Source organism: Mycolicibacter longobardus, assembly GCF_002102265.1.
GTDB lineage: Bacteria > Actinomycetota > Actinomycetes > Mycobacteriales > Mycobacteriaceae > Mycobacterium > Mycobacterium longobardum.
Map to the genome: position 1 here is coordinate 16440 of NZ_LQPG01000056.1, position 26350 is coordinate 42789.

General features: G+C 70.4%; 28 protein-coding genes, 1 pseudogene and 1 riboswitch. Of the genes and pseudogenes, 22 read left to right on the plus strand and 7 right to left on the minus strand.

Annotation, left to right across the window (positions count from 1 at the left end; genetic code table 11):
- Positions 1-9 precede the first annotated feature (9 nt).
- A complete protein-coding gene (locus tag AWC16_RS22235) occupies positions 10-801 on the plus strand; it encodes a phosphatidylethanolamine N-methyltransferase family domain-containing protein (protein ID WP_085266891.1) in 792 nt (263 codons plus the stop codon).
- A 95-nt stretch (positions 802-896) separates the two neighbouring features.
- Positions 897-1520 (plus strand): annotated as a pseudogene (locus AWC16_RS22240) (carboxymuconolactone decarboxylase family protein); the annotation flags it as partial.
- Here the strand turns inward: AWC16_RS22240 and AWC16_RS22245 are convergent.
- Genes AWC16_RS22245 through AWC16_RS22255 form a run of 3 tightly spaced genes read right to left on the minus strand, consistent with a single transcriptional unit; the run spans position 1504 to position 3368 of the window.
- On the minus strand, positions 1504-1986 hold the full coding sequence (locus tag AWC16_RS22245; protein WP_085266893.1) for a PPOX class F420-dependent oxidoreductase: 483 nt from the start codon (positions 1984-1986) through the stop codon (positions 1504-1506). The pseudogene AWC16_RS22240 and the gene AWC16_RS22245 overlap by 17 nt on opposite strands.
- Entirely contained in the window at positions 1976-2902 is a 927-nt protein-coding gene (locus AWC16_RS22250; protein ID WP_085266894.1) for a sigma-70 family RNA polymerase sigma factor, read from the minus strand. Before AWC16_RS22250 ends, AWC16_RS22245 begins: the two co-directional genes overlap by 11 nt.
- Positions 2903-2930: 28 nt before the next feature.
- Entirely contained in the window at positions 2931-3368 is a 438-nt protein-coding gene (locus AWC16_RS22255) for a styrene oxide isomerase (RefSeq protein ID WP_085266895.1), read from the minus strand.
- A gap of 63 nt (positions 3369-3431) precedes the next feature.
- Between AWC16_RS22255 and AWC16_RS22260 the strand changes: the two genes are divergently transcribed.
- The 10 genes from AWC16_RS22260 (at position 3432) to AWC16_RS22305 (ending at position 11174) form a co-directional block, all read left to right on the plus strand.
- On the plus strand, positions 3432-4427 hold the full coding sequence (locus AWC16_RS22260; RefSeq protein ID WP_085266896.1) for an SMP-30/gluconolactonase/LRE family protein: 996 nt from the start codon (positions 3432-3434) through the stop codon (positions 4425-4427).
- A gap of 81 nt (positions 4428-4508) precedes the next feature.
- Positions 4509-5726 carry a D-alanyl-D-alanine carboxypeptidase family protein gene (locus AWC16_RS22265; protein WP_085266897.1) on the plus strand — a complete coding sequence of 406 codons (1218 nt, stop codon included), beginning with the start codon at positions 4509-4511 and terminating at the stop codon, positions 5724-5726.
- Positions 5720-6115: a DUF4345 domain-containing protein gene (locus AWC16_RS22270; RefSeq protein ID WP_085266898.1), complete on the plus strand. Its 396-nt coding sequence runs from the start codon at positions 5720-5722 to the stop codon at positions 6113-6115. Before AWC16_RS22265 ends, AWC16_RS22270 begins: the two co-directional genes overlap by 7 nt.
- Before the next feature lie 35 nt (positions 6116-6150).
- Positions 6151-7578, plus strand: coding sequence for a sugar porter family MFS transporter (locus AWC16_RS22275; RefSeq protein ID WP_085266899.1), 1428 nt, complete (start codon positions 6151-6153; stop codon positions 7576-7578).
- Positions 7569-8723: an N-acetylglucosamine-6-phosphate deacetylase gene (nagA, locus tag AWC16_RS22280; protein WP_085266900.1), complete on the plus strand. Its 1155-nt coding sequence runs from the start codon at positions 7569-7571 to the stop codon at positions 8721-8723. The genes AWC16_RS22275 and nagA overlap by 10 nt, the downstream gene beginning before the upstream one ends.
- Positions 8724-8732: 9 nt before the next feature.
- On the plus strand, positions 8733-9053 hold the full coding sequence (locus AWC16_RS22285) for a GNAT family N-acetyltransferase (protein WP_085266901.1): 321 nt from the start codon (positions 8733-8735) through the stop codon (positions 9051-9053).
- Positions 9050-9511, plus strand: a complete 462-nt coding sequence (locus AWC16_RS22290; RefSeq protein ID WP_085266929.1) for a carboxymuconolactone decarboxylase family protein — start codon at positions 9050-9052, stop codon at positions 9509-9511. The genes AWC16_RS22285 and AWC16_RS22290 overlap by 4 nt, the downstream gene beginning before the upstream one ends.
- A gap of 180 nt (positions 9512-9691) precedes the next feature.
- Complete coding sequence (locus AWC16_RS22295; RefSeq protein WP_085266930.1) at positions 9692-10153, plus strand: MarR family winged helix-turn-helix transcriptional regulator; 462 nt, start codon at positions 9692-9694, stop codon at positions 10151-10153.
- A gap of 2 nt (positions 10154-10155) precedes the next feature.
- Positions 10156-10572, plus strand: a complete 417-nt coding sequence (locus AWC16_RS22300) for a PPOX class F420-dependent oxidoreductase (protein WP_085266931.1) — start codon at positions 10156-10158, stop codon at positions 10570-10572.
- Positions 10569-11174: a class I SAM-dependent methyltransferase gene (locus AWC16_RS22305; RefSeq protein WP_085266902.1), complete on the plus strand. Its 606-nt coding sequence runs from the start codon at positions 10569-10571 to the stop codon at positions 11172-11174. The genes AWC16_RS22300 and AWC16_RS22305 overlap by 4 nt, the downstream gene beginning before the upstream one ends.
- A 12-nt stretch (positions 11175-11186) precedes the next feature.
- Here AWC16_RS22305 and yhjD read toward each other — a convergent pair whose 3' ends face one another.
- Both yhjD and trpS read right to left on the minus strand, forming a co-directional pair.
- Positions 11187-12083, minus strand: coding sequence for an inner membrane protein YhjD (gene yhjD, locus AWC16_RS22310; RefSeq protein WP_085266903.1), 897 nt, complete (start codon positions 12081-12083; stop codon positions 11187-11189).
- On the minus strand, positions 12080-13102 hold the full coding sequence (gene trpS / locus AWC16_RS22315; RefSeq protein WP_085266904.1) for a tryptophan--tRNA ligase: 1023 nt from the start codon (positions 13100-13102) through the stop codon (positions 12080-12082). The genes yhjD and trpS overlap by 4 nt, the downstream gene beginning before the upstream one ends.
- Before the next feature lie 78 nt (positions 13103-13180).
- Between trpS and AWC16_RS22320 the strand changes: the two genes are divergently transcribed.
- The 6 genes from AWC16_RS22320 (at position 13181) to cobM (ending at position 18300) form a co-directional block, all read left to right on the plus strand.
- Positions 13181-13801, plus strand: coding sequence for a TetR/AcrR family transcriptional regulator (locus tag AWC16_RS22320; protein WP_085266905.1), 621 nt, complete (start codon positions 13181-13183; stop codon positions 13799-13801).
- Complete coding sequence (locus tag AWC16_RS22325; RefSeq protein ID WP_109561549.1) at positions 13792-14448, plus strand: enoyl-CoA hydratase-related protein; 657 nt, start codon at positions 13792-13794, stop codon at positions 14446-14448. Before AWC16_RS22320 ends, AWC16_RS22325 begins: the two co-directional genes overlap by 10 nt.
- Before the next feature lie 69 nt (positions 14449-14517).
- A complete protein-coding gene (locus AWC16_RS22330; RefSeq protein ID WP_234812391.1) occupies positions 14518-15372 on the plus strand; it encodes a nitrite reductase in 855 nt (284 codons plus the stop codon).
- Positions 15327-16034, plus strand: coding sequence for a precorrin-8X methylmutase (locus tag AWC16_RS22335; RefSeq protein WP_207572387.1), 708 nt, complete (start codon positions 15327-15329; stop codon positions 16032-16034). The genes AWC16_RS22330 and AWC16_RS22335 overlap by 46 nt, the downstream gene beginning before the upstream one ends.
- Positions 16031-17542, plus strand: coding sequence for a precorrin-3B C(17)-methyltransferase (gene cobJ / locus AWC16_RS22340; RefSeq protein ID WP_085266908.1), 1512 nt, complete (start codon positions 16031-16033; stop codon positions 17540-17542). The genes AWC16_RS22335 and cobJ overlap by 4 nt, the downstream gene beginning before the upstream one ends.
- Entirely contained in the window at positions 17530-18300 is a 771-nt protein-coding gene (gene cobM / locus AWC16_RS22345; RefSeq protein ID WP_085266933.1) for a precorrin-4 C(11)-methyltransferase, read from the plus strand. Before cobJ ends, cobM begins: the two co-directional genes overlap by 13 nt.
- On the opposite strand, the gene cbiE is transcribed toward cobM, so the two are convergent.
- Together cbiE and AWC16_RS22355 are read right to left on the minus strand one after the other, a co-directional pair.
- Positions 18286-19491 carry a precorrin-6y C5,15-methyltransferase (decarboxylating) subunit CbiE gene (cbiE, locus tag AWC16_RS22350; RefSeq protein ID WP_085266909.1) on the minus strand — a complete coding sequence of 402 codons (1206 nt, stop codon included), beginning with the start codon at positions 19489-19491 and terminating at the stop codon, positions 18286-18288. The genes cobM and cbiE overlap by 15 nt on opposite strands.
- 2 nt (positions 19492-19493) lie before the next feature.
- A complete protein-coding gene (locus tag AWC16_RS22355; protein ID WP_085266934.1) occupies positions 19494-20291 on the minus strand; it encodes a dienelactone hydrolase family protein in 798 nt (265 codons plus the stop codon).
- Positions 20292-20337: 46 nt separating this feature from the next.
- A riboswitch (cobalamin riboswitch) is annotated at positions 20338-20463 on the plus strand.
- Between the two features lie 26 nt (positions 20464-20489).
- On the opposite strand from AWC16_RS22355, the gene AWC16_RS22360 reads away from it, so the two are divergent.
- From AWC16_RS22360 to AWC16_RS22375, 4 genes are read left to right on the plus strand one after another with little or no spacing between them, the layout of a single operon-like run.
- Positions 20490-22463 (plus strand): magnesium chelatase subunit D family protein, encoded by a 1974-nt coding sequence (locus AWC16_RS22360; protein WP_085266910.1) that lies wholly within the window; start codon positions 20490-20492, stop codon positions 22461-22463.
- Entirely contained in the window at positions 22463-23077 is a 615-nt protein-coding gene (gene cobO / locus AWC16_RS22365; protein ID WP_085266911.1) for a cob(I)yrinic acid a,c-diamide adenosyltransferase, read from the plus strand. Before AWC16_RS22360 ends, cobO begins: the two co-directional genes overlap by 1 nt.
- Positions 23071-25422, plus strand: coding sequence for a bifunctional hydrogenobyrinic acid a,c-diamide synthase/histidinol phosphate aminotransferase CobBC (locus AWC16_RS22370; protein WP_085266912.1), 2352 nt, complete (start codon positions 23071-23073; stop codon positions 25420-25422). Before cobO ends, AWC16_RS22370 begins: the two co-directional genes overlap by 7 nt.
- The gene (locus tag AWC16_RS22375) at positions 25419-26348 is read left to right on the plus strand and encodes a cobalamin biosynthesis protein (RefSeq protein WP_085266913.1); all 930 of its coding nucleotides are present in this window, start codon (positions 25419-25421) and stop codon (positions 26346-26348) included. The genes AWC16_RS22370 and AWC16_RS22375 overlap by 4 nt, the downstream gene beginning before the upstream one ends.
- Positions 26349-26350 lie beyond the last annotated feature (2 nt).

The following is a 26350-nucleotide window of genomic DNA, read 5'->3' on the forward strand; positions in this document are numbered from 1 at the left end:
GACACTGAGATGCACTGGTACACCGGCAACACCGTCTACGACACCGTCCTGACCGCCGCGTTCGCCTTCGCGGCGTTCGTGATCATCGGCGGCTTCTTCGGACAGAGCTCGTACGGCCGGTTCTCGACGACGAAGCTCGGCTTGAACCTGAACCCGAAGTTCGGCTGGTGGCTGATGGAGATCCCGGCGACCGTGGTGTTCCTGGTCGCCTACCTGAGCGGACCGGCTCGTTTCGACCCGACGTCGCTGGTGCTGGCCGGCATCTGGGCGCTGCACTACGCCAATCGCGGCTGGTTCTTCCCGCTGGCAATCCGCCAGGTGCCCGGCAAGCGCAGCACCTTCAACATCTCGGTGGTGGTGATGGGCATGCTCGTCACGTCCATGCACGGCTACCTCAACGGAGCACTGTTCAGCCACGACTACTTCGGCCGGTACGGCACCGACTGGTTGACCGATCCCCGATTCCTGGTGGGCCTGGCGATCTATCTGTGCGGGTTCGCCCTGCTGGTCAACTCCGAGTCGATCGTGCGCAACCTGCGCGACAAGAACAATCCCGGCGGGGCCGAGTACCGGATTCCGTTCGGCGGCGGCTTCCGGTTCGTCACCAGCCCGGCCTACCTGGGCGAGATGATCGCGTGGACCGGCTTTGCCGTGCTGACCTGGGCGCTGCCCGGCGTCGCCATCCTGCTGATCACCGCCGGCAACCTGATCCCCCGGGCGCTGGGCACGCACCGGTGGTACCAGGAGAAGTTCGTCGACTACCCGACCGACCGCAAGGCGTTGGTGCCGTTCCTGATCTGAGGCCGGCGCTCCTTGGTGGCGAGCGTGCACAGTTGTACAGCCGTAGCGGCGCGTCGCTGCGCAAACACGCACGCTCGCGGGAATCAGTGGGCTTGTCACACTTTCCCGGGCCCGCTCGTCTAACGGGTATGACCACAACACGAATCGAACCGCTGTCCCCCAAGAAGGCGAACCCGCTGGTGCGGGCCATGTACCGCTACACCAAGCGCCGCTTCGGTGAGGTGCCGGAGCCGTTCGCCGTCGCCGCTCATCATCCACGACTGCTGGTGGCCAACGCCGTGCACGAAGGCCTGCTGCAGTCCGCATCCCGCAAGCTGCCCGCCGGGGTGCGCGACCTGGCGGTCTTCTGGACCGCCCGCACCATCGGATGTTCGTGGTGCGTGGACTTCGGGGCCATGCTGTCCCGGCTGGAGGGCCTGGACGTCGAGCGCCTCAAGGAGATCGATGAGTATGCGACCTCGCCCCGCTTCACCGACGACGAGCGGGCCGCCGTCGCCTACGCCGATGCCGTCACCGCCGACCCGCACACCGTCACCGATGAGCAGGTCGCCGATCTCCGCCGGCGCTTCGGCGACGACGGCGTCATCGAACTGACCTATCAGATCGGGATCGAGAACATGCGGGCCCGGATGTACTCGGCGCTGGGCATCACCGAGCAGGGTTTCAGTTCCGGGGACGCCTGCCGGGTGCCGTGGGCGACGGCTACGGGGCCGGAGTGACCTCGATATAAGCGATCTGGATTCCGGCAGCCGCGCTGCCCTTGTCCAGGCCGCGCTCGAAGAGCCGCATCGGCAGACTCCAGTTGGCGGCGATCGCCCGCTCGGCGCGCGCGTGCTCGGACTCGGGCAGGATCCTGGCGACTCCTGCCACCGGGTTTCCCTCGGGTTTGCCGCGGAGGCTGCTGCGGACCACCACGACGTTCGGGTTGTTGCGGATCCGTTTGACCTTGCCGGTGGACGGGTCGGTGCGGACGTAGAGCTTTCCGTCCGCCACGCCGTGGTTGATCGGGCTCGGCATCGCTTCACCCGAACGTTTGAACGTCACCAGCACAATCTGACGGGATTTCTCGAAGCCGGTGAAATCCGTACCGGTGGGGGCTCCGATGTCGAAGGCGGCGCGGTGACGCATCTTGTCCATCGCGCGGAACATCAAGGCTCCCATTTTCTCCGCGGTGCTACCGGGCATGCGTATTCTCCGATCTGCTCGCAGGGCGAAGCGGTGACCCGCTGAATTTGTCCGGGTTGGCGATGTCCCAGATGGCGACGACCCGCCCGTCGCGCACCGTCATCGCGGTGACGCGCGGCATCAGCTCGGGGAACCCGTTCGCACCGGGTGCACCGGGCGTGTAGGCGCCGAGTTCGCCGTTGACCAGTGCCAGCTGGTTCGCGGTGATCAGGGTCGGGCCGTAGCGGCGCGCCAGACCGAGCAGGAACCGGGCCACCTTCTCCGGCCCGTGGATGACCCGCAGGGCGGTCGGCGCCCGGCGATTCGCGTCGCCGGTGAAGGTCACGTCGGGATGCAGCAGCTCCACCACGGCCGCCAGGTCACCGGAGGCTATCGCGGCCATCAGCGACCCGACCGCCTCATCGTGGCGGGGATCGGGCCGCGGCGCCGGATCGGCCGTGATCGCCTTGCGGGCGCGGGAGGCCAGCTGTCGCGCGGCGGCTTCGCTGGTGTTCAGCACACCGGCCACCTCGCCGAACGGCACCGCGAAACCGTCGTGCAGGACGAAGGCCACCCGCTGGTCGGGAGTCAGCCGCTCCAGCACCACCATCGCGGCGAAGCGGGCGTCTTCGCCGGCCACGACCGCCGACAACGGGTCGGCCTCGCCGACGCCGGTCACCACCGGCTCGGGCAACCACTCACCGAAATAGGATTCGCGCCGCCGCGCCGCCGAGCGCAGCCGATCCAGACCGAGCCGGCTCACCACCGTCGTCAGCCAGGCCCGCGGGTCGAGGATGCGTTCACGCTCGGCGGCGTCGAAACGCAGCCAGGCGTCCTGCACGATGTCCTCGGCGTCTGCGAACACGCCGGTGAGCCGGTAGGCCACCGCCAGCAGGTGAGGTCGCAACGCCTCGAAGTCATCCACTGCCGCCGTCATTGCAAACCAGCCTAGGCGCGGGGATCGCTCAGTGCGTCCGGTCGGCCCCCGGCCGCAGGCCCACCAGCGCGATGACGCAGACCGCCAGCATCACGACGCTCAAGCTGTACAGACCGGCGTCGACAAGATTCTCCTGCCACGCTGCGGCGTGGTGGCCGGCGCCCGCGATCGGAGTGGTCCGGCTGGTGCCGAAGATCGCTGCCGCGAGCGTGCTGGCCCAGTTCACGTACGTACCGTAGAGCGCCAACCAGAACAGCATGGTCAGCCAGCGCGCGGCGAGCCGCAGCCGGCCCCAGAGCAGGCCGAGCGCCAGCAGGAACAACCCGTTCAGTACGCCTTGCAGGTGCGCGGACAACCCCATCCGCGGGTTGTTCATCGCCCCGGTCACCAGACCGGTGAGCAGGCCCAGCAGGAACAGGAAGACGCCGTGCCACAGCAGGGCGCGGGATTTGTCGTCACCCCTCATTGCCTGAGGCTAATTCCTGGCGAGGCCCGCCGAGGCATCTTCTGCGACCCTAGAGTCGTCGGGATGAGCCGCAAGCCCCGCATCGACCCGGTCCGCTGGCAACCCCCGCCGTCACGGCCGCTGCCGCCGCCGGATCCCACGCCGGCACTGACGCTGGTCGAGATCCCAGGCACCGCCCCCGAGGACGTGGTCGTCGCCGCCGACGGCAGCATCTGGACCGGCGTCGAGGATGGGCGCATCGTCGCGGTCGACCCGGTAGGGGGCACGCCGCGAGTGGTGACCGACACCGGCGGGCGCCCGCTGGGGCTGGCCTTCACCGGCGACGGCAGGCTGCTGATCTGCGACAGCCACCGTGGCCTGCTGCGCTTCGACCCGAAGACCGATCAGCTAGAGACCCTGGTCGCGGAGGTGGCCGGACGGCCGTTGGCATTCTGTTCCAACGCGGTCGAATCCACCGACGGCACAATCTATTTCACCGAGTCCACCGACCGGTTCCGCTATGAGCATTACAAGGCCTCGGTGATCGAGGCCCGCGGCAGCGGGTCCCTGATGCAGCGGCGCCCGGACGGCGAGGTGAGTGTGCTGGCGACGGGCCTGCACTTCGCCAACGGTGTGACGCTGACTGCCGACGAATCGGCGGTGGTGTTCGCCGAGAGCACCGGACGCCGATTGTCCAAGTTCTGGCTGACCGGGCCCCACCGCGGTTCGATCACCCCGCTGGCCGACGAGTTGCCCGGTCATCCCGACAACATCTCCACCGGGGGCGACGGCCGGATTTGGGTGGCGATGGTCTCGGACCGCAATGCCCTGTCCGACTGGCTGAGCCCCCGCGCGCCGGTGCTGCGCAGGCTGTTGTGGCGGCTGCTGCCCTACCGCTGGCTGCCGGACCCGACATCGGTGGTGTGGGTGGTCGGTTTCGACGCCGACGACGGGCGGGTGCTGACCCAGTTCCGCACCGAGCACCCCGGGTTCGGGCTGGCGACCGGCGTGGTCGAGGCCGACGGCCGGTTGTGGATGGGCCGGATCGCCGGGCCGGGTCTGGCTTACTTCCGGCTGTAGCCTCCTGCTGTAACTTCCGTCCCACCAGTCACAGCGTGGCTACCCGAGATCGAGGTGTCGCTGCCCTACCGTGGTCGGACAATGTTCCTTGCACGCACCGCCGCCGGCTTGCTGACGCTCGGCTTGTTGGCCGCCCCCGCCGCAACCGCCGAACCCACGCCCGGCCTGGGCGCGGGCACGGTCGGCTGCCCGTACCGGGTCAGCACCCCTCCCGCCGTGGACGCCTCGGAGGTGCCGGAGGCCGGCGATCCGCCGATGCCGCTGGCGGTGCCGGCCACTCCGGTCGGCGGCGAGGCGCTAGCCGGCTGTGGGATCGTCGCCGCCCCCGACACCCCGCCGGTGCCCGGTGATGTCTCCGCGGAGGCGTGGCTGGTGGCCGACCTGGACAGCGGCGCGGTGATCGCCGCCCGCGACCCGCACGGCCGGCACCGGCCCGCCAGCGTGATCAAGGTGCTGACCGCGATGGCTGCGCTGAACGAGCTGGACCCGAACAAGGTCGTCCCCGGCACCCAGGAGGACGCCAACGCCGAAGGCACCCGGGTCGGCGTCGGACCCGGCGGCTACTTCACCGTCGACCAGCTGCTGCACGGACTGCTGATGGGATCGGGCAACGACGCCGCGCACGCCCTGGCCCAGCAGCTGGGCGGCATGAATGTGGCCCTGGAGAAGATCAACACCCTGGCCGCCAGGTTGGGCGGCCGCGACACCCGCGCCGCCACCCCGTCCGGGCTGGACGGCCCGGGCATGAGCACCTCGGCCTACGACATGGCCCTGTTCTACCGCTACGCCTGGAACAACCCGGCGTTCGCGAACATCGTCGCGACCCGCACCTTCGACTTCCCCGGCTACGGCGACGTGCCGGGCTACCCGCTGGAGAACGACAACCAGCTGCTCTACAACTACCCGGGCGCGCTGGGCGGCAAGACCGGCTACACCGACGACGCCGGGCAGACGTTCGTCGGCGCCGCCACCCGCGACGGGCGCCGGCTGGTGGCAGTGCTGCTGCGCGGTTCCCGCCAGCCGATCCCCCCGTGGGAGCAGGCCGCCCACCTGCTCGACTACGGCTTCGCCACCCCGCCCGGCACCCGGGTCGGGACCCTGATCGAGCCGGACCCGGCGCTGGTGGCACCCCGCGCTCCGGCCGACGCCCCCAACCCCCAGGCCATGATGTTGGCCCCGTCCGACGACACGGTGCCGGTGCGGGTCGGAGTGGGCATCTTTGGCGCAATCATCGTGTTCGGGCTGATCATGGGTGCACGGGCGGTGAACCGCCGCCCCGGAGGGGGTTCGGCATGGTGATCAGGGCACTGCGGATCTTCGGCTGGTTCACCGGGCTGCTGCTGATCGGGCTGGGGATCAGCCGGATGGCGTTCTCGCTGGATTCCATTCCGGACGGCCAGGCCGTCAACGCGACCGTGGACAGTGAGAGCCGGGCGGCCGGCGCCCTGCTGATCGGCTTCGGTGTCGGCTACCTCGAGGCGTTTCGGCGCTCGCCGATCCCGGCCGGAGCGGTGCGCCTGCTGGCCGCCACCATGGTGCTGCTCGGGGTCTCCCGGCTGATGTCGATGGCCGACGTCGGCATGCCGCACCCGGCCTTCACCGCGGCGTGCGCCGTCGAATTCGCCGCCGCCGCGCTCACCTACTGGTACGCCACCCTGGCCGACCACCACAACTCGGGCATTCGATAGCCCGATAGTCCGAGGCATCACCTACGGTGACCTAGATGGGCCGAATCGGGGAACTGCGCCGCTCCTCGCCGTTGGCGTTGCTGGTCGGTGTGGCCGCGGCCAGCGTCGGCGTCATCTACGGCTACGACCTGTCCAATATCGCCGGTGCCCTGCTGTTCATCGAGCATGACTTCGGGCTGACCAACAGCCAGCAGGAGCTGGTGGCCACCGCGACGGTGATCGGCGAGATCGCCGGCGCCGCGGGAGGCGGCTGGCTGGCCAACACGATCGGCCGCAAGCGCTCGATGGTCTCGGTGGCCCTCGGCTACGCGGTCTTCGCCTTGTTGGGGGCGGCGTCGACGTCGATGCCGATGCTGACCGTGGCGCGGCTGCTGCTCGGCGTCACCATCGGGGTGTCGGTGGTGGTCGTCCCGGTGTTCGTGGCCGAGTCGGCGCCGGCCGCGGCCCGCGGCCGCCTGTTGGTCACCTACGGGGTTGCCACCGTAGTCGGGATCATCGCCGGCTACCTGTGCGCCTACCTGCTGGCCGGCACCGGCAACTGGCGGGCGATGCTGGGCCTGGCCGCGGTGCCTGCCGTGCTGGTGACACTGCTGCTGGCCCGCATCCCCGACACCGCACGCTGGTACCTGCTCAAGGGCCGCGAGGAGGACGCCTACCGCGCCCTGCGCCGGATCGAACCGGGCGCCGACGCACAGCGGGAACTCGCCGAGATCGCCCGCACCCTGCGGGAAGAACAGCAGGGCGGCGTCGGGGTGCTGCGCGAGATGCTGCGGCCGCCGTATCTGCGGGCGACGTTGTTCGTGGTGACCCTGGGTTTCTTCATCCAGATCACCGGGATCAACGCGATCGTCTACTACAGTCCCCGGCTGTTCGAAATGATGGGCTTCCACGGCGATTTCGCGCTGCTCGTCCTGCCGGCACTGGTGCAGGTCGCCGCGCTGGCGGCGATGTTCGTCTCACTGGCGCTGATCGACCGGGTGGGCCGCCGTCCCATCCTGCTGTCCGGGATCACGGCGATGGTCGCCGCGAACGCGCTGCTCATCGCGGTGTTCGCCTTCGGCGATGCGTTCGGCGACGCGCTGGCGGCGGTCAAGTTCGGCGGGGTGCTGCTGTTCACCGTCGGTTACACGTTCGGGTTCGGCTCGCTGGTGTGGGTATACGCCGGCGAGGCCCTGCCGGCCCGGCTGCGGTCGATGGGATCCTCGGCGATGCTGACCTCGGATCTGGTGGCCAACGCGGTGGTCGCCGCGGTGTTCCTGACCATGCTCACCTCGCTGGGCGGCGCCGGAACGTTCGCGGTGTTCGGCGCATTGGCCCTACTCAGCCTGGCCTTCGTGTACCGCTACGCCCCGGAGACCAAGGGCCGCCAGCTGGAGGACATCCGGCACTTCTGGGAGAACGGCGGACGCTGGCCCGCCGATGACACCGTGGCTCCCGAGATCGGCGCGTCGGCATGCCCGTGATCACCGCCGGCGCCGTCGTGCTCGACGGCCGAGTCCACCGGCCCGGGTGGGTGTCGGTGGCCGACGGGCGGATCGCCGACTGCGGTGCCGGAGTGCCACCGGTCGGGGCCGACACCGATTTCGGTGCCGGCGTGCTGGTTCCCGGCTTTGTCGACATGCACGTGCACGGCGGTGGCGGCGTGTCCTATGCCGACTCCGCTGGGGCCTCCTCGGAGGCCATCGACCGCGCCGCGGCACTGCACGCCCGCCACGGCACCACGGCAGGGCTGGCCAGCCTGGTGACCGCTGCGCCGCAGGCGCTGCTGACCCAGGTGCGCACCCTGGCCGCGGCAACCCGGCGCGGTGTGGTGGACGGCATCCACCTGGAGGGGCCGTGGTTGAGCCGGCTGCATTGCGGCGCACACGACAGCGCCTGGCTGCGCGCCCCCGAGGCAGCCGAGGTCGATGCGCTGCTGGACGCCGGCGACGGTGCCATCCGGATGGTCACCCTGGCACCCGAGCTGCCCGACGCGGTGGCGATCATCCGGCGGCTGGTCGATGCGGGAATCGTTGTGGCCGTGGGCCATACCGACGCCGGTTATGATCAGACGCAGGCCGCGATCGACGCCGGCGCGACCGTGGGAACACATCTGTTCAACGCGATGCGGGCACTGCATCATCGTGAGCCGGGACCGGTTCCCGCGCTGCTGGCCGACCCCCGGGTGACCGTCGAGCTGATCGCCGACGGCGTGCACCTGCACCCCGCGGTGATCCGGCACGTGGTGGCGACCGCCGGCCCGGATCGGGTCGCGTTGGTCACCGACGCGATGGCCGCGGCCGGAGCCGGCGACGGCGCATTCGCCCTGGGCGGGCTCGCCGTCGACGTCGCCGACGGCGTGGCCCGGCTGCGCGGCACGGCCACCATCGCCGGCAGCACCGCCACCATGGACCGGCTGTTCACCGCCGCGGTGCGCCTGCTCGGCGGCCAGATAGACACTGACGCGGCGCTGGCCGCGGCGGTGCGAATGACCTCCTCGACCCCGGCCCGCACGCTCGGACTGAACGGCGCCGGGGTTTTAGCCGCCGGGTCCGTGGCTAACCTGGTGGTGATGAACGCCGACCTGCAGGTGGAGCGTGTGATGCGCCGCGGCGCGTGGCTGAGGTGAAGGAGAACCATGAGCGAACCGACCGTCATCCATGACGACGGGCAGTACCAGATCACCGTCGACGGCGAAAAGGCGGGATTCGCAGATTATGTCGACACCGGCGAGCAACGGATCTTCCACCACACCGTGATCGAGAAGGCCTTCGGCGGACGCGGTCTGGCCACCGCGCTCATCGGCGCAGCCCTGGAGGACACCCGCACCGCCGGTAAACGCATCGTGCCGACGTGTTCGTTCGTGGAGGGCTACATCAACAAGCACCCGGAATACGCGGACCTGGTCGACCCGGTCACCGACCAGACCGACGCCGCGATTCGCGCAGAACACAACTGACCGTGACTCGGGTACCAGTCAACAAGCAGTCAGCCTCGGTCTACCGGGCCTACCTTGACGCCGCAGCCGAGGTGCGGGCACGCGCCGAAGACGCCGGGTTGTCGCGGACCGTCCTGGAGCTGGTGAATCTGCGGGTGTCCCAGATCAATGGGTGCGCTTTCTGCCTGAACATGCACAGCAAGGCACTGCTGGAGACCGGCGACACCGTGCAGCGGATTGCGGTGCTGCCGGCCTGGCGAGACACGCAGTTGTTCTCCGATACCGAACGGGCCGCGCTCGAGATCGCCGAAACCGTCACGTGGATCTCCGACACCCACCTGGACGACGACGAGTACACGCTGCTGCGCGAGCACCTCACCGACGATCAGGTTTCGCTGTTGATCTGGTCGGCGATCACGATCAACGCGTTCAACCGGGTATCAATCATGAGCCGTTACCCGGTGCGGGCCGAGAAGTAAGAAACCGTATCCCCACGCATGGCTGATACACGGCCAGGTCCGGCCATATAGTTCAAATTTGTATTACCTAGTGATACGTGGATATGATGGTGTCAATGCCAGCGTTTAGCAGGCAGATTGACCTCCACGGCCGTCATTGATTCAAACACGTATGACCGCCCTCTAGAGATGAGGTACCCGATGACCGCCACACTGTCCCACCCGCAGGCGCGGGCCTGGGGCGCCTACATCGAGAGCAGCATCCGGCTCGAGGCCCGGCTCGACGAACTGTTGCGCGAGCAGACCGGCCTCACCCTGATCGACTACAACCTGCTCATGCTGCTGGCCGGCGCTCCGGAACATCGCATGCGCATGAGCGAGCTCGCCGATCGGATGGCCTTCTCCCGCAGCCGGATCACCTACCAGATCGACTCGATGACCAAGCGGGGGCTGACGGTACGCGAATCGGCACCCGACGACCGGCGGGGCTACCGCGCCGTGCTCACCGCCTCTGGGCTCCAGACCCTGCAGCAGGCCATGCCCAAGCAGGCCGCTTCAGTTCGCGAGCTGTTCCTCGACGATCTCGACGCCGACGAACTGGCCTGCGTCGAGCGCATCTTCACCCGGCTCCGTCACCGCCTGCGCAATGAAGGAGAGGTGTGACCGTGACATTCACCCCCGCCGAATCCGCCTACCTGCGTGAGCAGTCGATCGGGCGCCTGGCCACCATCGGACCCGCCGGCGATCCACAGATCAGACCGGTCGGTGTCCACCTCGGTCCGGACGGAACCACCATCGACATCGTCGGTCACGCACTGTCACGAACCCAGAAGTGGCGCAACGTTATCCGAGACCCACAGGTGGCGTTCATCGTCGACACCGTGATCTCGGTGCAGCCGCCGACAGCCCGCGGCATCGAGATCCGCGGCATCGGCACCGCACTGCCGGGGGCGGGCAGCACCGAAGGCGGCCTGTCCGGCGACATCATCCGGATCACCCCGCGGCGGATCGTGGCCTGGGGCCTGGACTCACCGGGCACCACCGCCCGCGACGTCACCGACGATGAAACGAACACACCATGACGCACAAGATCGACTGGGACCAGGCCTACCGGCACCCGCAGGCCCCCGCGTGGAACATCGGTGCACCGCAGCCGGAATACGCGGCGCTGATCGAGCAGCCGGGCACCGTCGGCGACGACGTGCTCGACGCGGGGTGCGGCCACGCCGAACTCTCCCTGGCGCTGGCCGAGCGCGGCCACACCGTCGTCGGCATCGATCTGTCCCCCACCGCGGTCGCGGCCGCCACCGCTGCCGCTGCCGAGCGCGGTCTGACCACCGCGACGTTCGCCGCAGCCGACATCACCGCACTGACGGGCTACGACGGCCGGTTCTCCACCATCTTCGACAGCGGGCTGCTGCACGCCCTGCCCGCCGAACGGCGGGAGGACTATGTGCGGGCAATGCACCGTGCCGCGGCTCCCGGCGCGACGTTCTACGTCCTGGCCTTCGGTGTTGGCGCCTTCACCGACCATGACGGTCCCACGCCCACCCAGTTCACCGAAGCACAGCTGCGCGAAACGGTTTCGACATGCTGGCGGGTCGAGGAGGTCCGGCCGGCACCGCTGTACGCCACCATCGGCCAGATGCCCGGCTTCCTGGTGACCGCACACAAGGAGGACTGACCCAACCGGGCGTCAGTCCGTGCGCAAGTTCTCCGCCGACGTCGCCGCCCACGCGGTGGCGAACAGAATGAGCCGGGTGGTGATGTAGGCGAACACCAGCAGGCCCAGGACCGGCCCGAACACCGCCCCGGCCGGGCCGTTGACCACCGACTGCAGATAAACCGAACCCGCCTGCTTGAACAGTTCGTAGCCCACCGCGGCGATCGCGCCGGCCTCCATCGCACTGTCGAAGCTCACCGACTCCCGGGGCAGGCGGGCGATCATCCAGGTGAACAGCAGCCAGGACACCCCGGCCGCCATCGTCAGCGATGCGACCCGCAGCAGCCCGCCCAGCAGTGTGAAGTCGGGTACCCCCAGCCAGCGCAGGACGCTTCGCATCAGCTTCGGGTCGGCCAGGGCCGTCAGCGCGATGGTTGCCAGCATGGCGCCGAACGCCGCCACCATCGCAAGCAGATCCGACAGCTTGGCCGATACGAAACCCTGCTTGTCCGAACGGGTTTCCCACATCTGAGACAGGGCCTCGCGCAGGTTGGCCATCCAGGTCAGGCCCACCCAGCCGGCGGTGGCCAGGCCGATCAGCCCCACCGAGGCGCGCGAGGCGATCGCGGTGTCCATCAAGGTGATCAGCTCGTTGCCGAACTCACCGGGAATCGCATGCTTGATCCGGCGCTCGATCTCGTCGAGCACCTCGGGCCGCCGAGACAGCAGGAAGCCGCCGACGGAGAAGCCGACCATCGCCAGTGGGAACAGCGCGAAAATGGTGTAGTAGCTCATCCCGGCGGCGAAGAAGTTGCCCTGGCGGTCGTCGTAGCGCTCCTGCGCCCGCACCACGTGATCGAACCAGCCATAGCGCGACCGCAGCCGGTCGATGATGCCCGGCTTGGAGGGGTCGCTCGCGGCCTTGCTCATGCCGGCGGCGGAAGGAATCCCACCCGGTCGTACACCCGCTCGATGGTTTTGGCGGCCACCGCACGGGCTCGCTCCGCCCCGGCCGCCAGCACCGCCTGCAGCTCGGCCGGGTCGGCGAGCAGTTCGTCCACCCGGGCCTTGATCGGGGTGACGAAGTCCGCGACCGCCTCGGCGGTCTCCTTCTTCAGGTCGCCGTAGCCGCGCCCGGCATAGCCGTCCACCAGCTTGTCGATGCTTTCACCGGTGATCGCGGACTGGATGGTCAGCAGGTTGGACACCCCCGGCTTGGACTCGGGGTCGTAGCGGATCTCGCGTTCGGAGTCGGTGACCGCCGAGCGAATCTTCTTGGCGCTGCGCGCCGGATCGTCGAGCAGGCTGATCAGCCCGGCATCGGTGGCCGCCGACTTGCTCATCTTGGACGTCGGATCGGCCAGGTCGTAGATCTTGGCGGTGGCCTTGGGGATCATCGGCTCCGGCACCACGAAGGTGTCCGGGAACCGCGCGTTGAACCGCTGCGCGACGTCGCGCGCCAGTTCCAGATGCTGGCGCTGGTCTTCGCCCACCGGCACCACATCGGTGTCGTAGAGCAGCACATCGGCGGCCATCAGCACCGGGTAGGTGAACAGCCCCACGGTGGTGGAGTCCGAGCCGTGCCTGGCCGACTTGTCCTTGAACTGAGTCATCCGCGAGGCCTGCCCGAAACCGGTGAAACAGCCCAGCACCCAAGCCAGTTCGGCGTGCGCCGGAACGTGGCTCTGCACGAAGATCGCGCTGCGGGCCGGGTCGATCCCCAGGGCAAGGTACTGCGCGGCCGTCACCAGGGTGCTGCGGCGCAGCGTCTCGGGGTCCCAGCCCGGGACGGTGATGGCGTGCATGTCGACGACGCAGAACAGTGCGTCGTGATCGTCCTGCAGCTCCGCCCAATGGGTAATCGCCCCCAGAGCGTTGCCGAGGTGCAGCGACGCCGAGGTGGGCTGGACGCCGGAGAATACGACGGGACGTGAAGGGTTGGTGCTCATGATCGCTCGATCCTGTCACGCCGGGGCCGCGACCGGCGCACCTGGTAACAGAGCGGGCGCTCTGTTACGGTGTCGGCCATGCCCCGCCCGCGCGTGTACGACCCCGACCGGGTGTTGGACGCCGTCGAGTCGCTGGCCGCGGGGGCCGGCCCCGCCGCGGTGACCATCCGCGCCGTCGGAGAGGCCACCGGGGCCTCCAACGGTGCGGTGTACCACGGCTTCGGCTCCCGGGCCGGGCTGATGGCCGCCGCCTGGCTGCGGGCCGCCCGACGCTTTCTGGCGGTGCAGGGCGCACTGGTGGACACCGCGTCCGGACCGGACGAGGCCGTCGAGGCTGTGGTCGCCGCCGCCGACGCCCCAGTGACGTTCGCCGAAGACCACCCGGAGGCGGCCAAGCTGCTGCTGGCGATCCCGCGCGACGAACTGCTCGACACCGACCTGCCGCCCGACCTGGCCGAGCAGCTGCGTCGTGTCGACGCCGAACTGGTCGGCCTGCTCGTCCGGCTGGCCGAGGCGCTGTGGCAGCGCCGCGACACCGCCGCGGTCGATACCATCACCACCTGCATCGTCGACCTGCCCACCGCGATCGTGCTCAACCGGAACCGGTTGGGCAGCGCACGCGCCCACGCCCATCTGCACGCGGCGGTACGCGCCGTGCTGGCGGTCGGACCAACCCCGAGAAAGGAACCATCGCAGTGAACCTGACCTATGACGACAAGATCGCCGTACTGGACCTCGGCGACGACGAAAACCGGTTCTCCCCGGACTTTCTCGACGAGATCAACCGGGTGCTCGACGAGGTGCTGGCCGCCGGTGCACACGGCCTGGTGACCACCGCGGGCGGCAAGTTCTACACCAACGGCCTGGACCTGGATTGGCTGATGGCCCACGGCGACCGCACCGACTGGTACGTCGGGCGGGTGCACGCTCTGCTGGCGCGGATGTTGACACTGCCGATCCCGACCGCGGCGGCCGTCGTCGGCCACGCCTTCGGCGCCGGCGCGATGCTGGCGATCGCCCATGACTTCCGGGTGATGCGCGCCGACCGCGGCTTCTTCTGTTTCCCCGAGATCGACATCCGGATCCCGTTCACCCCCGGCATGGCCGCGCTGATCCAGGCCAAGCTCACCCCGCAGGCCCAGGTGGCGTCGATGACGACGGGCCGCAGGTTCGGCGGGGTGGACGCGCAGCAGATCGGCATCGTGGACGCCACCGCCGGCGAGGGCGCGGTCACCCCGGCCGCGACCGAGTTCCTTCGGCCGCTGGCCGGCAAGGACTCGGGCACGCTGGGCGCGATCAAGGCCACCATGTTCGATCCTGCGGTGGCCGCGCTGACCGGCGCGTGATTTCGGCGCGGTTCTGCTCGCTCAGCGGCAGTTTCCGCGCCGAAATCGAGGCGGTGTGAGAATCGACCGGTGATCAGCGAGCCGCGCACCCGCGCCGACCGGTGTCCGGGCGTGCTGCGACCCTGGTCGGCCGAAGACGGGCTGCTGGTGCGGCTGCGCCTGGTCGGCGGCCGACTACCGACCCCGGCGCTGGCCCGATTACTGCAGGTCAGCGCCGATTTCGCGGACGGCTCGATCTACCTGACCAAGCGGGCGAACCTCCAGCTGCGCGGGCTGCCCGGGCACCGCGGAGCGCTCACCCCCGAGGCCCTGGCCGCAATCGAGTCGACCGGGCTGCTGCCGTCGCGCACCCACGAGCTGGTCCGCAACATCCTGGTCTCCCCACAGACCGGCCATGCCGGCGGCAGAGCCGACCTGCGCCCGGTGGCGGCCCAGCTGGACGCGCTGCTCTGCGCTGACCCGAGACTTACCCGACTGCCCGGCCGATTCCTATTCGTCCTCGACGACGGCCGCGGAGACCTGCTGAACCGGGCGGCCGACGCCGGTCTGGTGGCGCTGTCGGGCGAGCAGGCGCAGTTGCGGCTCGGCGAGCACTGGGGCGACGTGGTCACTGTCGCCGACGCCGCAGGCCGGCTTGCCGAGCTGGCGGGTGCGTTTCAGGAGGCGCGCGGCGAACGGCCGGACGCGCCGTGGCATGTTCACGAACTGGCCCGCCCACTTCGGCCCGCCGTTGCGGCCGACCCGCGCGTCCCGGCCCCATCGGGTCCGTTACCGTTTGGCAGCGTGCCCGGCGGCACCCACCTGCACGTGCCCGACGGGGTGCTCACGCCGGACCACGCGCGGTCGCTGCTGGAGCACACCGAGCTCGTGGTGACGCCATGGCAGGGTGTCTTCATCCCCCAGGCCCAGGAGGCGAATCGGTGACCAGGCCCACGCGCCCATCCCGGCACTACGACTACATCGACGACGGCGCGGCCATCTACGTCGAATCGTTCGCCACCATTCGCCGGGAATCGGACCTGTCGCATATTCCGGCAAACGCCGAGCGCCTGGCGGTGCGGATGATCCACGGCGCCGGGCAGACCGGCATCGCCAAGGACTTGTTGATCCACCCCGACGCGGTGCCGGCCGGGCGGGCCGCACTCGACGGCGGCGCGCCCATCCTCTGCGATGCCCGGATGGTGGCGGTCGGGGTGACCGCCGGCCGGTTGCCCGCCGGCAACGAGGTGCGTTGCCATCTTCGCGACGAACGGGTTCCGGCGCTGGCCGCCGACTGGGGCACCACCCGTTCGGCGGCGGCGGTCTCCCTGTGGGAACCGGAGTTGGCCGGCGCCGTCGTCGCGATCGGCAACGCCCCCACCGCGCTGTTCCATCTGCTGGAGCTGATCCTCGACGGCGGGCCACGCCCGGCGGTGATCGTCGGCTGCCCTGTGGGTTTCATCGGCGCCGCCGAGTCCAAGGCGGCGTTGGCCGCGCTGCACTCCGACCACGGCATCGACATCCCGTTCGTGACCGTGCGCGGCCGACGCGGCGGCTCGGCGATCACCTCCTCGGCACTCAACGCCCTAGCCTCGGATACCGAATGACCGGCAAGTTCTACGGGGTGGGCCTGGGCCCCGGCGACCCCGAACTGATCACCCGCAAAGCGGCCCGGATCATCGCCGACGCCGACGTGGTGGCCTACCACGCCGGGGTGAACAAGGCGTCGTATGCGCGCACCATCGCCGCCGACCTGATCCGCCCCGGTGTCCTTGAGGAGGAGCTGCGCTACCCGGTGACCACCGGGGTCACCGATCACCCCGGCGGCTATGCCGGAGCGCTGGCCGACTTCTACGAGGCCTCGGCTTCAAGGTTGACCGCCCATCTGACCGCGGGCCGCACGGTGGCGCTGCTGACCGAAGGTGATCCGCTGTTCTACGGCTCGTTCATGTACATGCACGATCGGCTGTCCACCCGCTTCGACACCGAGATCATTCCCGGCGTCCCGGCATTCAGCGCCGCCACCGCCGCGCTCGGGATGCCGCTGGTGCGTCAGACCGATGTGCTGACTGTGCTGCCGGGCACCTTGGGCGAGCACGAGCTGGCGATGCGGCTGGCCGATACCGACGGCGCCATCATCATGAAGCTCGGCCGCACCTTCCCCACCGTGCGCCGCGCGCTGGCCGCGGCCGGGCGGCTGGAGCACGCGTACTACGTGGAGCGGGCGAGTCATCCGCAGCAGCGGTGGCTGCCGGTGGCCGACATGACCGAGGCCGATGACGTGCCCTATCTGTCGCTGATCGTGGTCGACGGGGACTCCCGCAATGGGCAGCGTTCCCGCACATCGGCCCACCCGGCCCCGACGGCCGTCGAGCCCGTTGCCGAGCCCACCGAGCTGCTGGTGATCGGACTGGGGCCCGGGCCCGACGGCTGGTTGACCGCCGAGGCCGCCGCGGCGCTGGCACAGGTGGATCACGTGGTGGGCTACGGGCCCTACCTGGCCCGGGTTCCGCAGCGGGCAGGCCTACAGCGGCACTCCTCAGGCAACACCGTCGAGCTGGACCGGGCCCGGTTCGCCCTGGATCTGGCGGCGCGCGGCGAGAAGGTGGCGGTGGTCTCCGGCGGGGATGCCGGGGTGTTCGGGATGGCCTCAGCAGTATTCGAGGCGGCCGAAGATGCGCGATATCAGGGCATTTCGGTGCGCGTACTCCCGGGAGTGTCCGCGGTCCAGGCGGTGGCCGCGGCCGCCGGCGCCCCCATCGGCGCCGACTTCGCGGTGCTGAGCCTGTCGGACCGGCTCAAGCCGTGGGAGGTGATCGAGTCCCGGCTGCGGGCGATCGCCGACGCCGACCTGGTGCTGGCGATCTACAACCCGGCCTCGCGCGCCCGCCCCGACCAGATCGCGCTGGCCCGCAAAGTGCTGCTGGAGCACCGCGACCCGCAGACGGTGGTGGTGGTCGGCCGCGACATCGGCCGGGATGCCGAGGCACTGACCGTGACCACCCTGGGCGAGCTCGACACCGACACCATCGACATGAAATGCCTTGTGCTGGTAGGAGCCTCGTCGACGCGGGTGACGGGTGGACGGGTGTGGACGCCGCGATGGGTGCGCTAGCGGTCCGGTTCGTCGGCGCCGGGCCGGGCGCGGCGGATCTGCTGACGGTGCGGGCCGCCCGGCTGCTGGCCGGCGCCGACGTGGTGCTCTACCCGGGCAGCTACCTCGACCCGCAGGTGCTCGCCCACTGCTCGAGGGAAGCCGAACTCGTCGACACCGCCGGAATGGACCTGGATGCGATCGTGGATCGACTGGTCGCCGCGTATCGGGCGGGCCGGGCGGTGGTGCGGCTGGTCTCCGGGGATCCGTCGCTGTACAGCGCGGTGTCCGAGCAGACCCGCCGGCTGGACGCCGCCGGGGTGCCGTGGGACATCACACCCGGAGTGCCCGCGTACGCAGCGGCTGCCGCGCTGCTCGGCCGTGAGCTCACCGTGCCCCTGCTGACGCAATCGGTGGTGTTGACCCGGGTTCAAGCCGCCTCCACCGCGATGCCGCAGCGCGAAGCACTGTCGGCGTTCGCCGCGACGCGAGCCACGTTGGTGCTGCACCTGGCGATCACCCGGATCCGGGAGCTGATGGCCGAACTGGCGCCCGAGTACGGCCCGGACTGCCCCGCCGCGGTGGTCTACCGTGCGTCGCAACCCGAGGAGTTGGTGCTGCGCGGAACGGTCGCCGACATCGCCGATGCCGTCGAGGCCGCCGGCCTGCGGTCGGCCGCGGTGATTCTGGTCGGCCGGGCCGTCGCCGAGCTGCCCGATCCGTGTGCCGGGGAGAGTCATCTCTACGACCCGGCGCGGGACCGCTCAGGGCAGGATTAGCGCCCACTGGGTGACCGCCCGGCCCGGCGTCCAGCCGGTGAAGGAGCCGAGCGGAGCGGCGTGTTCGACGTGGATGCGGGTCAGCTCGCCGCCGTGTTCGCGGTAGGCCGCCACCAGCAGCGCCTCGGTTTCCATCGTCACGCCGTGGGCCACCAACCGGCCGCCCGGCGCCAGAGCCGTCAGGCAGGCCGCCAGCATCCCGTCCGTCGTCAACCCGCCGCCGATGAACACCGCATCCGGCGGCGGCAGGTCCGCGAGCGCCTGCGGGGCCGCGCCGCAGACCACCTGCAGCGCCGGCACGCCGAGGTTGCGGGCGTTGTCCGAGATTCGCCGCGCCCGAGCCTGATTCGCCTCGACGGCAATGGCCCGGCAGGCCGGGTGGGCCCGCATCCACTCGATGCCTACCGAGCCGGCGCCCGCCCCGACATCCCACAGCAGCTGGCCGGGCGCCGGGGTCAGGCGCGCCAGCGCGGCAGCCCGCAGATCACGCTTGGTCAACTGCCCGTCGTGGTCGTAGGCGTCGTCCGGCAGGCCGGCGGCCCAGCCGGCCAGCAGCGGGCCGGCGAGTTCCAGTGCGACGATATTGAGCTTCGGGACCGAACCGGCAAAGGTTGCCGCGGTGGTCTCCAACCGGGATTCGGCCGCGCCGCCCAGATCGCCCAGCACCGTCATCCGGCTCGCCCCGTAGCCGCGCTCGGTCAGCAGAGCCGCCAGCTGGGCCGGGGTGGTTTCGTCCGACGACAACACCAACACCCGCCGGGCCGGAGCCAACTCGCGCAGCACCGCGTGCACGTCGCGGCCCACCACGCTGACCACCGCGACGGACTCCGCCGGCCAGCCCAGCCTGGCGCGGGCCAGCGACACCGAGGAGACCGCCGGCAACACACTGACCCGCTCGGCGCCAAACATCTCGATCAGCGTGGCACCGATACCGCTGAGCAGCGGATCACCGGAGGCCAGCGCCACGATCCGCTGTCCCGCCAGGCGTTCGAACAGCGCAGGCAGCCCGGCGCGCAGCGGGGAGGGCCAGGCCAGCCGCCGCTGCCCGTCCACGTCCGGCAGCGACTCCAGATGCCGAGCCCCACCGATCACCACCTCGGCGAATGCGACCGCCGCACGCGCCGGCTCGGTCAGCCCGCCCCAGCCGTCGGCTCCGATGCCGACGATCACGATGCGTTCCGTGGTGGGCACCGCTAGGTCAGGCGTTCGGTGAGGAACTGCACCACCCGTTTGCGCGCCTCGTAGGCGGGGTGGCCGTCGACCTCGCGGACCTGGTCGGTGAGCACCGAGTGCGCCATCCGGGACAGGCCGTCCGGATTGCCCCGCGAGGAGTCGATCTCGATCACCTCGAACGCGTCCCCGAGCCGGGACTTCAGCGTCGCGAAGCGCTCACCGGGGGCCATCTTGTCCTCGCTGAACCGCAGACCCAGCGCGCACAGCCCGTCGTTGGCGGCCCGGTCGGCGATCACCCCCAACTCGACCTCAGAGAGCCCGGGGTCGCGCCGTCGTTTGAGCGTGAGCGGAATCGGCACGGACGGTTGGCTGAGCACCGGGGCCAGCACGGCGTCGTCGACGGCGGCGGCCAGCGCGAAACCACCGGTGAAGCACTGGCCGATCACCCCGACGCCCTTGCCCGGGGTCTTCTCGTTGAGGTCGCGGGCCAGCGCCCGCAGGAACTGGGTGACCGGTCGCTGCTTGTCGGTGGCGAACGCGGCGAACTCCCGGGTCACGCAGGCGCGGGCGATGGTGGCCAGCGCATAGCCGGGGGTGATCGCCCTGCCCGGCTGGCCGAACAACGACGGAATCGCCACAGTGAATCCGTTGTCCACCAAGTGATTTCCCAATCCGAGCACCGCGGGATGTATTCCGGGGATCTCCGGGATCAGCACCACCCCGGGGCCCTCGCCCTTGCGGTACACGTCGTGGGTGAACGCGCCGCCGGTGAACGGCGCCGCGACCCATCCGGTCAGGTCTGCTTCGGGTGCATTCACGGGTCCTCTGATCCTTTCGGTCTCCTCGGCGTCGTACGCCATGGGTGTTAGGGTATCGGCGCGAAGTGCCAGGGAAGTCGGTGTGACTCCGACGCAGGCCCGCTACGGTGTTCCGCGGCGCGTTTCACGTGCCCCGGTCAGTCCGAATACCGGCTTCGCGTCGCCAACACAGGTGTTGGCCACACGAGCGGAGCCTCAATGCAACAGCTGTATCCCTTCCCCGCCGTCCTCGGCGGCGACCCGGACGCTCCGGGCGGCCTCGACGACATGGCGCTGGCGCTTGTCCTGAGCACGATCTCCCCCGGTATCGGCGGGGTGCTCATCCGCGGCGAAAAGGGCACCGCCAAATCGACGCTGGTCCGGGCACTCGCCCAGGTGCTGCCACCCATCGACGTGGTGGCCGGCGACCGGTTCTCCTCTGATCCCGCTGAGGCGCACCCGCTCTCCCCCGACGGCCCGTTCCCCAGCGACGCCGGCGTCGAGACCCGCCCGGTGCGGCTGGTGGAGCTGCCTGTGGGCGCCACCGAGGACCGGGTGGTGGGATCCATCCACCTGGAGCGGGCGCTGAGCGCCGGGGCCGTCGACTTCGAGCCCGGGCTGTTGGCCCGCGCCAACCGCGGCATCCTCTACGTCGACGAGGTGAACCTGCTCGCCGACCATCTGGTGGACCTGCTGCTGGACGCCGCCGCGATGGGGCGGCTGACCGTGGAGCGGGACTCGGTCTCGGTGACCCACGCCGCGCGTTTCGTGATCGTCGGGACGATGAATCCCGAGGAGGGCGAACTGCGCCCGCAGCTGCTCGACCGGTTCGGGCTGACCGTCGAGGTCTCCGCGCCGCGTGACCCGGCGTTGCGCGCTGAAGCGGTGCGCCGCCGGCTGGCCTTCGACGCGGACCCGGAAGCCTTTGTGCGCGAGTACGCCGCGGCCGAAGACCGGCTGCGGGCCCGGATCCGTCACGCCCAGCAACTGCTGCCGCAGGTGGAGCTCACCGATGCCGCGCTGGTGAAGATCGGCGAGATCTGCGCGGCCTTCGACGTGGACGGCCTGCGCGGCGACATCGTCTGTGCCCGCACCGCGGTCGCGCACGCGGCGTGGCAGGGGCGCGATGCGGTCACCCTGGAGGATCTGCGGGTAGCCGCCCGGCTGGCGCTGCCGCATCGGCGGCGGCGAAAGCCGTTCGACGCCCCGGGCCTCGACGAGAGCGAACTCGACGATCTGCTGCCACCGGAGGACTCCGGCTCCGATCCCGATCCGGAACCCGATCCCGACGGCCCGCCGGACGGCGGCAACGCCGCGCCGCCACCTGGAGAACAGAGCCGTCCGGCACCGGCTGAGCCCGGCTCCACCTCGACCGTCGGCGCCGACGTCCCTTACCGGGCAAAGCTTTTCACCGTCCACGGCGTGGGCGCCGGACGTACCGGCCGGCGCAGCAGGGCCCGCACCAGTTCCGGACGCCGGGTGGGTGCCACCGCTGCGAACACCGCCGGGGGCCTGCACCTGTTCGAGACGCTGCGGGCCGCCGCACCGCACCAGGGCGCCCGGGGCCGGGCGCAGGGCCGGATGATCCTGGCAGCGAACGATCTTCGTCGCGCCGTCCGGGAGGGCCGGGAGGCCAACCTGGTGTTGTTCGTCGTCGACACCTCCGGGTCGATGGCCGCCGCGGAGCGGATGCGCCACGTCAAGACCGCGATCCTGTCCCTGCTGCTCGACGCCTACCGCCGCCGGGACCGGGTCGCAGTGGTGACATTCCGCGATACCGGTGCGGAGGTGGTGTTGCCCGCGACCGGGTCGGTGGAGATCGCCGCCGTCCGGCTCGACGGGCTGCCCGCTGGTGGCCGCACCCCGCTGGCCGAGGGACTGCTTGAGGCCGCCGAGGTGATTCGCCGGGAGCGGCTGCGCGACCCGGCCTGCCGCCCCCTGTTGGTGGTGCTGACCGACGGCCGGGCCACCGCCGGCGCCGATCCGGTCGAGCGATCCCGTCGGGTGGCCGTTCAGCTTGCCGGGCAGGGATTTTCGTCGGTGGTGGTGGATTGCGAGAGCGGCCGGATGCGACTCGGCTTGGCGCACACCCTGGCCGAGCACCTGCGGGCCGAGTACGTCCCGCTGCCACAGGTGAGTGCCGAGGCGCTGACCGGCGTCGTCCGCGACGCCACCGGAAGAGGAGCCGCCTGATGCCGCAGGGACAACCGTTGACCGTGCCCGACGACAACCTCACCACCCGGCAGCGCCGCAACCGGCCGCTGCTGATGGTGCACACCGGCGACGGCAAGGGCAAGTCCACCGCCGCGTTCGGGACCGCGCTGCGCGGCTGGAACCAGGGCTTCGACATCGGAGTCTTCCAGTTCGTGAAGTCCGCCAAATGGCGGGTCGGCGAACAGGCCGTGCTGGAGCACCTTGGCGCCCTGCACGCCGAGACCGGCGAGGGCGGCCCGGTCCAGTGGCACAAGATGGGCTCAGGCTGGTCGTGGAGCCGTAAGTCCGGCGGTGTCGAGGATCACGCCGGTGACGCCGCCGAGGGCTGGGCTCAGATCAAGGAGCGGCTGGCGGCGCAGACCCACGATCTCTATGTGCTCGACGAGTTCACCTACCCGATGGATTGGGGCTGGGTGGATGTCGACGACGTGGTGGAGACCTTGGCCAACCGGCCGGGCCACCAGCACGTCGTCGTCACCGGCCGGCGTGCCCATCCACGGCTGATCGAGATCGCCGACCTGGTCACCGAGATGACCAAGATCAAGCATCCGATGGACGCCGGCCAGAAGGGCCAGCGCGGCATCGAATGGTAGAGCTTCCCCGGGTCGTCATCGCCGCACCCGCATCCGGGCACGGCAAGACCACGGTGGCGGTCGGGCTGATGGCGGCCCTGGCCAGCCGCGGCCTCCAGGTCAGCGGGCACAAGGTCGGTCCGGACTACATCGACCCCGGCTATCACGCGCTGGCCACCGGCCGGCCGGCCCGCAACCTGGATCCGTACCTGGTCGGCGCAGATCGGATCGTTCCGCTGCTACTGCACGGTGCTGCGGGTGCGGATATCGCTGTGATCGAAGGCGTGATGGGGCTTTTCGACGGCCGCCTCGGCTGTGACGGTGAGGCCTCCACCGCCCATGTCGCGGCGTTGACGGAGAGCCCGGTGGTGCTGGTCATCGACATCTCGCATGCCTCCCGTACGCACGCGGCGGTGGTGGCGGGCCTGGCGGGGTTCGACCCGGCGGTGCGGATCGCCGGGGTGGTGCTGAACCAGGCCGGCAGTGCCCGGCACGCCGACGAGGTTGTTAACGCGTTGCGCTCCAACGGTATTCCGGTGCTGGGGGTGTTGCCGCGTGATGCGGGCGTGCGGACGCCGTCCCGGCATCTCGGGCTGGTGCCGGCAGCCGAGCGGGAGGAGTCCGCTGCCGTGCCGGCGCGGCTGGCCCAGCTCATCGAGCAGCATGTGGATCTGGATGCGGTAGCGGCCATTGCGAGGCAGGCACCTGCCTTGACCGGGTGCGCCTGGGATCCGGCCGCTGAGGTGGGTGCCGCTTCGGGGCCCCGCCCGGTGGTGGCCGTCGCCGGCGGGCGGGCCTTCACGTTCGGCTACACCGAGACTTTCGAGCTGTTGCGCGCTGCCGGCTGTGAGGTGGTGTGCTTCGACCCGCTCACCGACGTGCACCTGCCGGCCGGTACCGCCGGCATCTATCTGGGCGGCGGTTTCCCGGAGGTCTACGCCGCCGAGCTGGCCGCCAACACCGCGCTGTTGGGTGCGCTGCGGGCGGCGATCGCGGCTGGGGTGCCGACCGTCGCCGAATGTGGCGGGCTGGCGTATCTGTGCCGCAGTGTCGATGACGTGGCCGGGGTGGGCGCGCTGCCGGGTTCGGCAGCGATGACGCCGCGCCTGACGCTGGGCTACCGGGAGGCCACCGCGCCGGCCGACAACCTGCTGGCGCGGGCCGGCGATCGGGTGACGGCGCATGAATTCCACCGCACCCAAGTCGTTTTCGACAACCCGGTCGATGCCGCATGGCAGCTGCCCGACGGCCCGGACGGCATCGCGGGACGCAGCCTGCATGCCTCCTACCTGCACACCCACTGGGCCGGATACCCCCGGCTGGCACAGCGTTTCGCCGATGCCGTACGCGGCTTTACGCGCGACGACCTGCACCATCACGGCGACGCCGAGACGGCGCCGGGACTGCTGGATTTCGCGGTCAACGTCTACGCCGGGCCGCGCCCGGACTGGCTGGACGACGCCCTGCACGCGTCCCTGGATGACGCGGTGTCCTACCCGGAGGCGTCCGCGGCCCGTACCGCCCTGGCCGCCCGACACGGCCTTTCACCCGAGGAAGTGCTGCCCACCGCCGGCGCCTCGGAGGCCTTCGACCTGGTGGCCCGGCTGCGCCGGTGGCGATTGCCGGTGGTGGTGCACCCGCAGTACACCGGTCCGCATGCCGCGCTGACGGCCGCCGGTCACCCCGTCGGCACGGTGCTGTGCCGGGCCGACGACGGTTTCGCACTGCACCCCGACGCGGTGCCCGAGGACGCCGACCTGGTCGTCGTCGGCAATCCGACCAACCCCACCGGGGTGCTGCATCCCGCCGATACGCTGCGCCGGCTGCTGCGGCCCGGCCGGATGGTGCTGGTCGACGAAGCGTTCCTCGACGCGATCCCGGGTGAGCCGGAAACCCTTTCCGGGGCGCGACATCCGGGTCTGCTGGTGAGCCGTAGCCTGACCAAGCATTGGTCGATTCCCGGGGTTCGCGCGGGATATCTGCTCGGCGATCCCGCATTGCTCGCTGAGGCAGCGAGACTGCAGGTTCCCTGGTCGGTGTCGGCTCCGGCGCTGGCCGCCATGCTGGCCTGCTCGGACCAGCGGGCCGTGCGCGAAAGTGAGCTCCGCGCCAGGCAACTGGCGTCATGGCGCGACAATCTGGGTGAGGCTCTCGCCGCGCGCGGAGTGCCGTTCGTCGCCGGTTTAGCGCCCTATATCTTGGCCCGGGTCGGCGTCGGGGTGCATACAGCGTTGCGTGCGAACGGTATTGCGGTGCGGCGCGCTGACACCTTTCCGGGTCTGGATGACAGCTGGGTGCGGATCGCGGTCCGCCCACCGGAGGTCACCGACCAACTGCTGTGCGCCCTTGACCGGATGCTTCGGTGATACCGGCGCGGGCGTTCGGACTGCTGCTCGGATACGCCGCCGACCGCGCCTGGGGTGACCCGCGGCGAGGGCACCCGGTCGCCGGATTCGGGGCCTGCGCGACGGCGTTGGAGCACCGGATCTACCGCGACAGCCGGGCGAACGGTGCCGCCCATGTCCTGGTGTTGATCGGCGGGGCCACCGGGCTGGCGTATGCCGCCGAACGCGTCACCCGAAACCCGTTGATGCGCACTGTGTTGACCGCCGTGACCACCTGGGCGGTGCTCGGAGGCCGCTCCCTGGAACGCGAAGCCGACGCGGTGCACGCCTTCCTCGCCGCAGATGACCTCGAGTCGGCGCGGTCGCGGGTGCGCAATCTGGTCGGGCGTGACACCGTCGCGCTGGGTCCGGACGAGATCGCCCGCGCCGTAGTCGAATCCGTGGCGGAGAACACCTCGGACGCGGTGGTGGCATCCTTGGCGTGGGGGGCGGTGGCCGGGGTTCCGGGCCTGGTGGCGCATCGCGCCGCCAACACTCTGGACGCGATGATCGGCCACCGCAACGCCCGCTACAGCCGGTTCGGCTGGGCCGCAGCTCGATTGGATGACGCCCTGGGATTGCCCGCCTCCCGGTTGAGCGGGGTTCTGGCCGCCGTATTGGGCCCCGACCCTGCCGGCGCATTGCGTGCGTGGCACCGCGACGCCCGGCACCATCCCAGTCCCAATGCCGGGGCGGTCGAGGCCGCGTTCGCCGGAGCGCTGGGTGTGCAGCTCGGTGGAGTCAACACCTATTACGGGAATCGGCGCGAGGACCGGGCACGGATGGGCTACGGTCGGGCGCCGGTGCCGTCCGATGTTCCGCGGACGACACGGCTGGCGCGGCGGGTGGGCGACGGTGCCATGCTCACTGCGGTGGCGTGCTGTCTGATACGGGACATGAGGAGGTAGGC

Coding starts and splice junctions, on each gene's coding strand:
- AWC16_RS22235 (WP_085266891.1), top strand. CDS start 10: ATGCACTGGTACACCGGCAACACCGTCTACGACACCGTCCTGACCGCC.
- AWC16_RS22245 (WP_085266893.1), bottom strand. CDS start 1,986: ATGCCCGGTAGCACCGCGGAGAAAATGGGAGCCTTGATGTTCCGCGCG.
- AWC16_RS22250 (WP_085266894.1), bottom strand. CDS start 2,902: ATGACGGCGGCAGTGGATGACTTCGAGGCGTTGCGACCTCACCTGCTG.
- AWC16_RS22255 (WP_085266895.1), bottom strand. CDS start 3,368: ATGAGGGGTGACGACAAATCCCGCGCCCTGCTGTGGCACGGCGTCTTC.
- AWC16_RS22260 (WP_085266896.1), top strand. CDS start 3,432: ATGAGCCGCAAGCCCCGCATCGACCCGGTCCGCTGGCAACCCCCGCCG.
- AWC16_RS22265 (WP_085266897.1), top strand. CDS start 4,509: ATGTTCCTTGCACGCACCGCCGCCGGCTTGCTGACGCTCGGCTTGTTG.
- AWC16_RS22270 (WP_085266898.1), top strand. CDS start 5,720: ATGGTGATCAGGGCACTGCGGATCTTCGGCTGGTTCACCGGGCTGCTG.
- AWC16_RS22275 (WP_085266899.1), top strand. CDS start 6,151: ATGGGCCGAATCGGGGAACTGCGCCGCTCCTCGCCGTTGGCGTTGCTG.
- nagA (WP_085266900.1), top strand. CDS start 7,569: ATGCCCGTGATCACCGCCGGCGCCGTCGTGCTCGACGGCCGAGTCCAC.
- AWC16_RS22285 (WP_085266901.1), top strand. CDS start 8,733: ATGAGCGAACCGACCGTCATCCATGACGACGGGCAGTACCAGATCACC.
- AWC16_RS22295 (WP_085266930.1), top strand. CDS start 9,692: ATGACCGCCACACTGTCCCACCCGCAGGCGCGGGCCTGGGGCGCCTAC.
- AWC16_RS22305 (WP_085266902.1), top strand. CDS start 10,569: ATGACGCACAAGATCGACTGGGACCAGGCCTACCGGCACCCGCAGGCC.
- yhjD (WP_085266903.1), bottom strand. CDS start 12,083: ATGAGCAAGGCCGCGAGCGACCCCTCCAAGCCGGGCATCATCGACCGG.
- trpS (WP_085266904.1), bottom strand. CDS start 13,102: ATGAGCACCAACCCTTCACGTCCCGTCGTATTCTCCGGCGTCCAGCCC.
- AWC16_RS22320 (WP_085266905.1), top strand. CDS start 13,181: ATGCCCCGCCCGCGCGTGTACGACCCCGACCGGGTGTTGGACGCCGTC.
- AWC16_RS22335 (WP_207572387.1), top strand. CDS start 15,327: ATGGCAGGGTGTCTTCATCCCCCAGGCCCAGGAGGCGAATCGGTGACC.
- cobJ (WP_085266908.1), top strand. CDS start 16,031: ATGACCGGCAAGTTCTACGGGGTGGGCCTGGGCCCCGGCGACCCCGAA.
- cobM (WP_085266933.1), top strand. CDS start 17,530: ATGGGTGCGCTAGCGGTCCGGTTCGTCGGCGCCGGGCCGGGCGCGGCG.
- AWC16_RS22360 (WP_085266910.1), top strand. CDS start 20,490: ATGCAACAGCTGTATCCCTTCCCCGCCGTCCTCGGCGGCGACCCGGAC.
- cobO (WP_085266911.1), top strand. CDS start 22,463: ATGCCGCAGGGACAACCGTTGACCGTGCCCGACGACAACCTCACCACC.
- AWC16_RS22370 (WP_085266912.1), top strand. CDS start 23,071: ATGGTAGAGCTTCCCCGGGTCGTCATCGCCGCACCCGCATCCGGGCAC.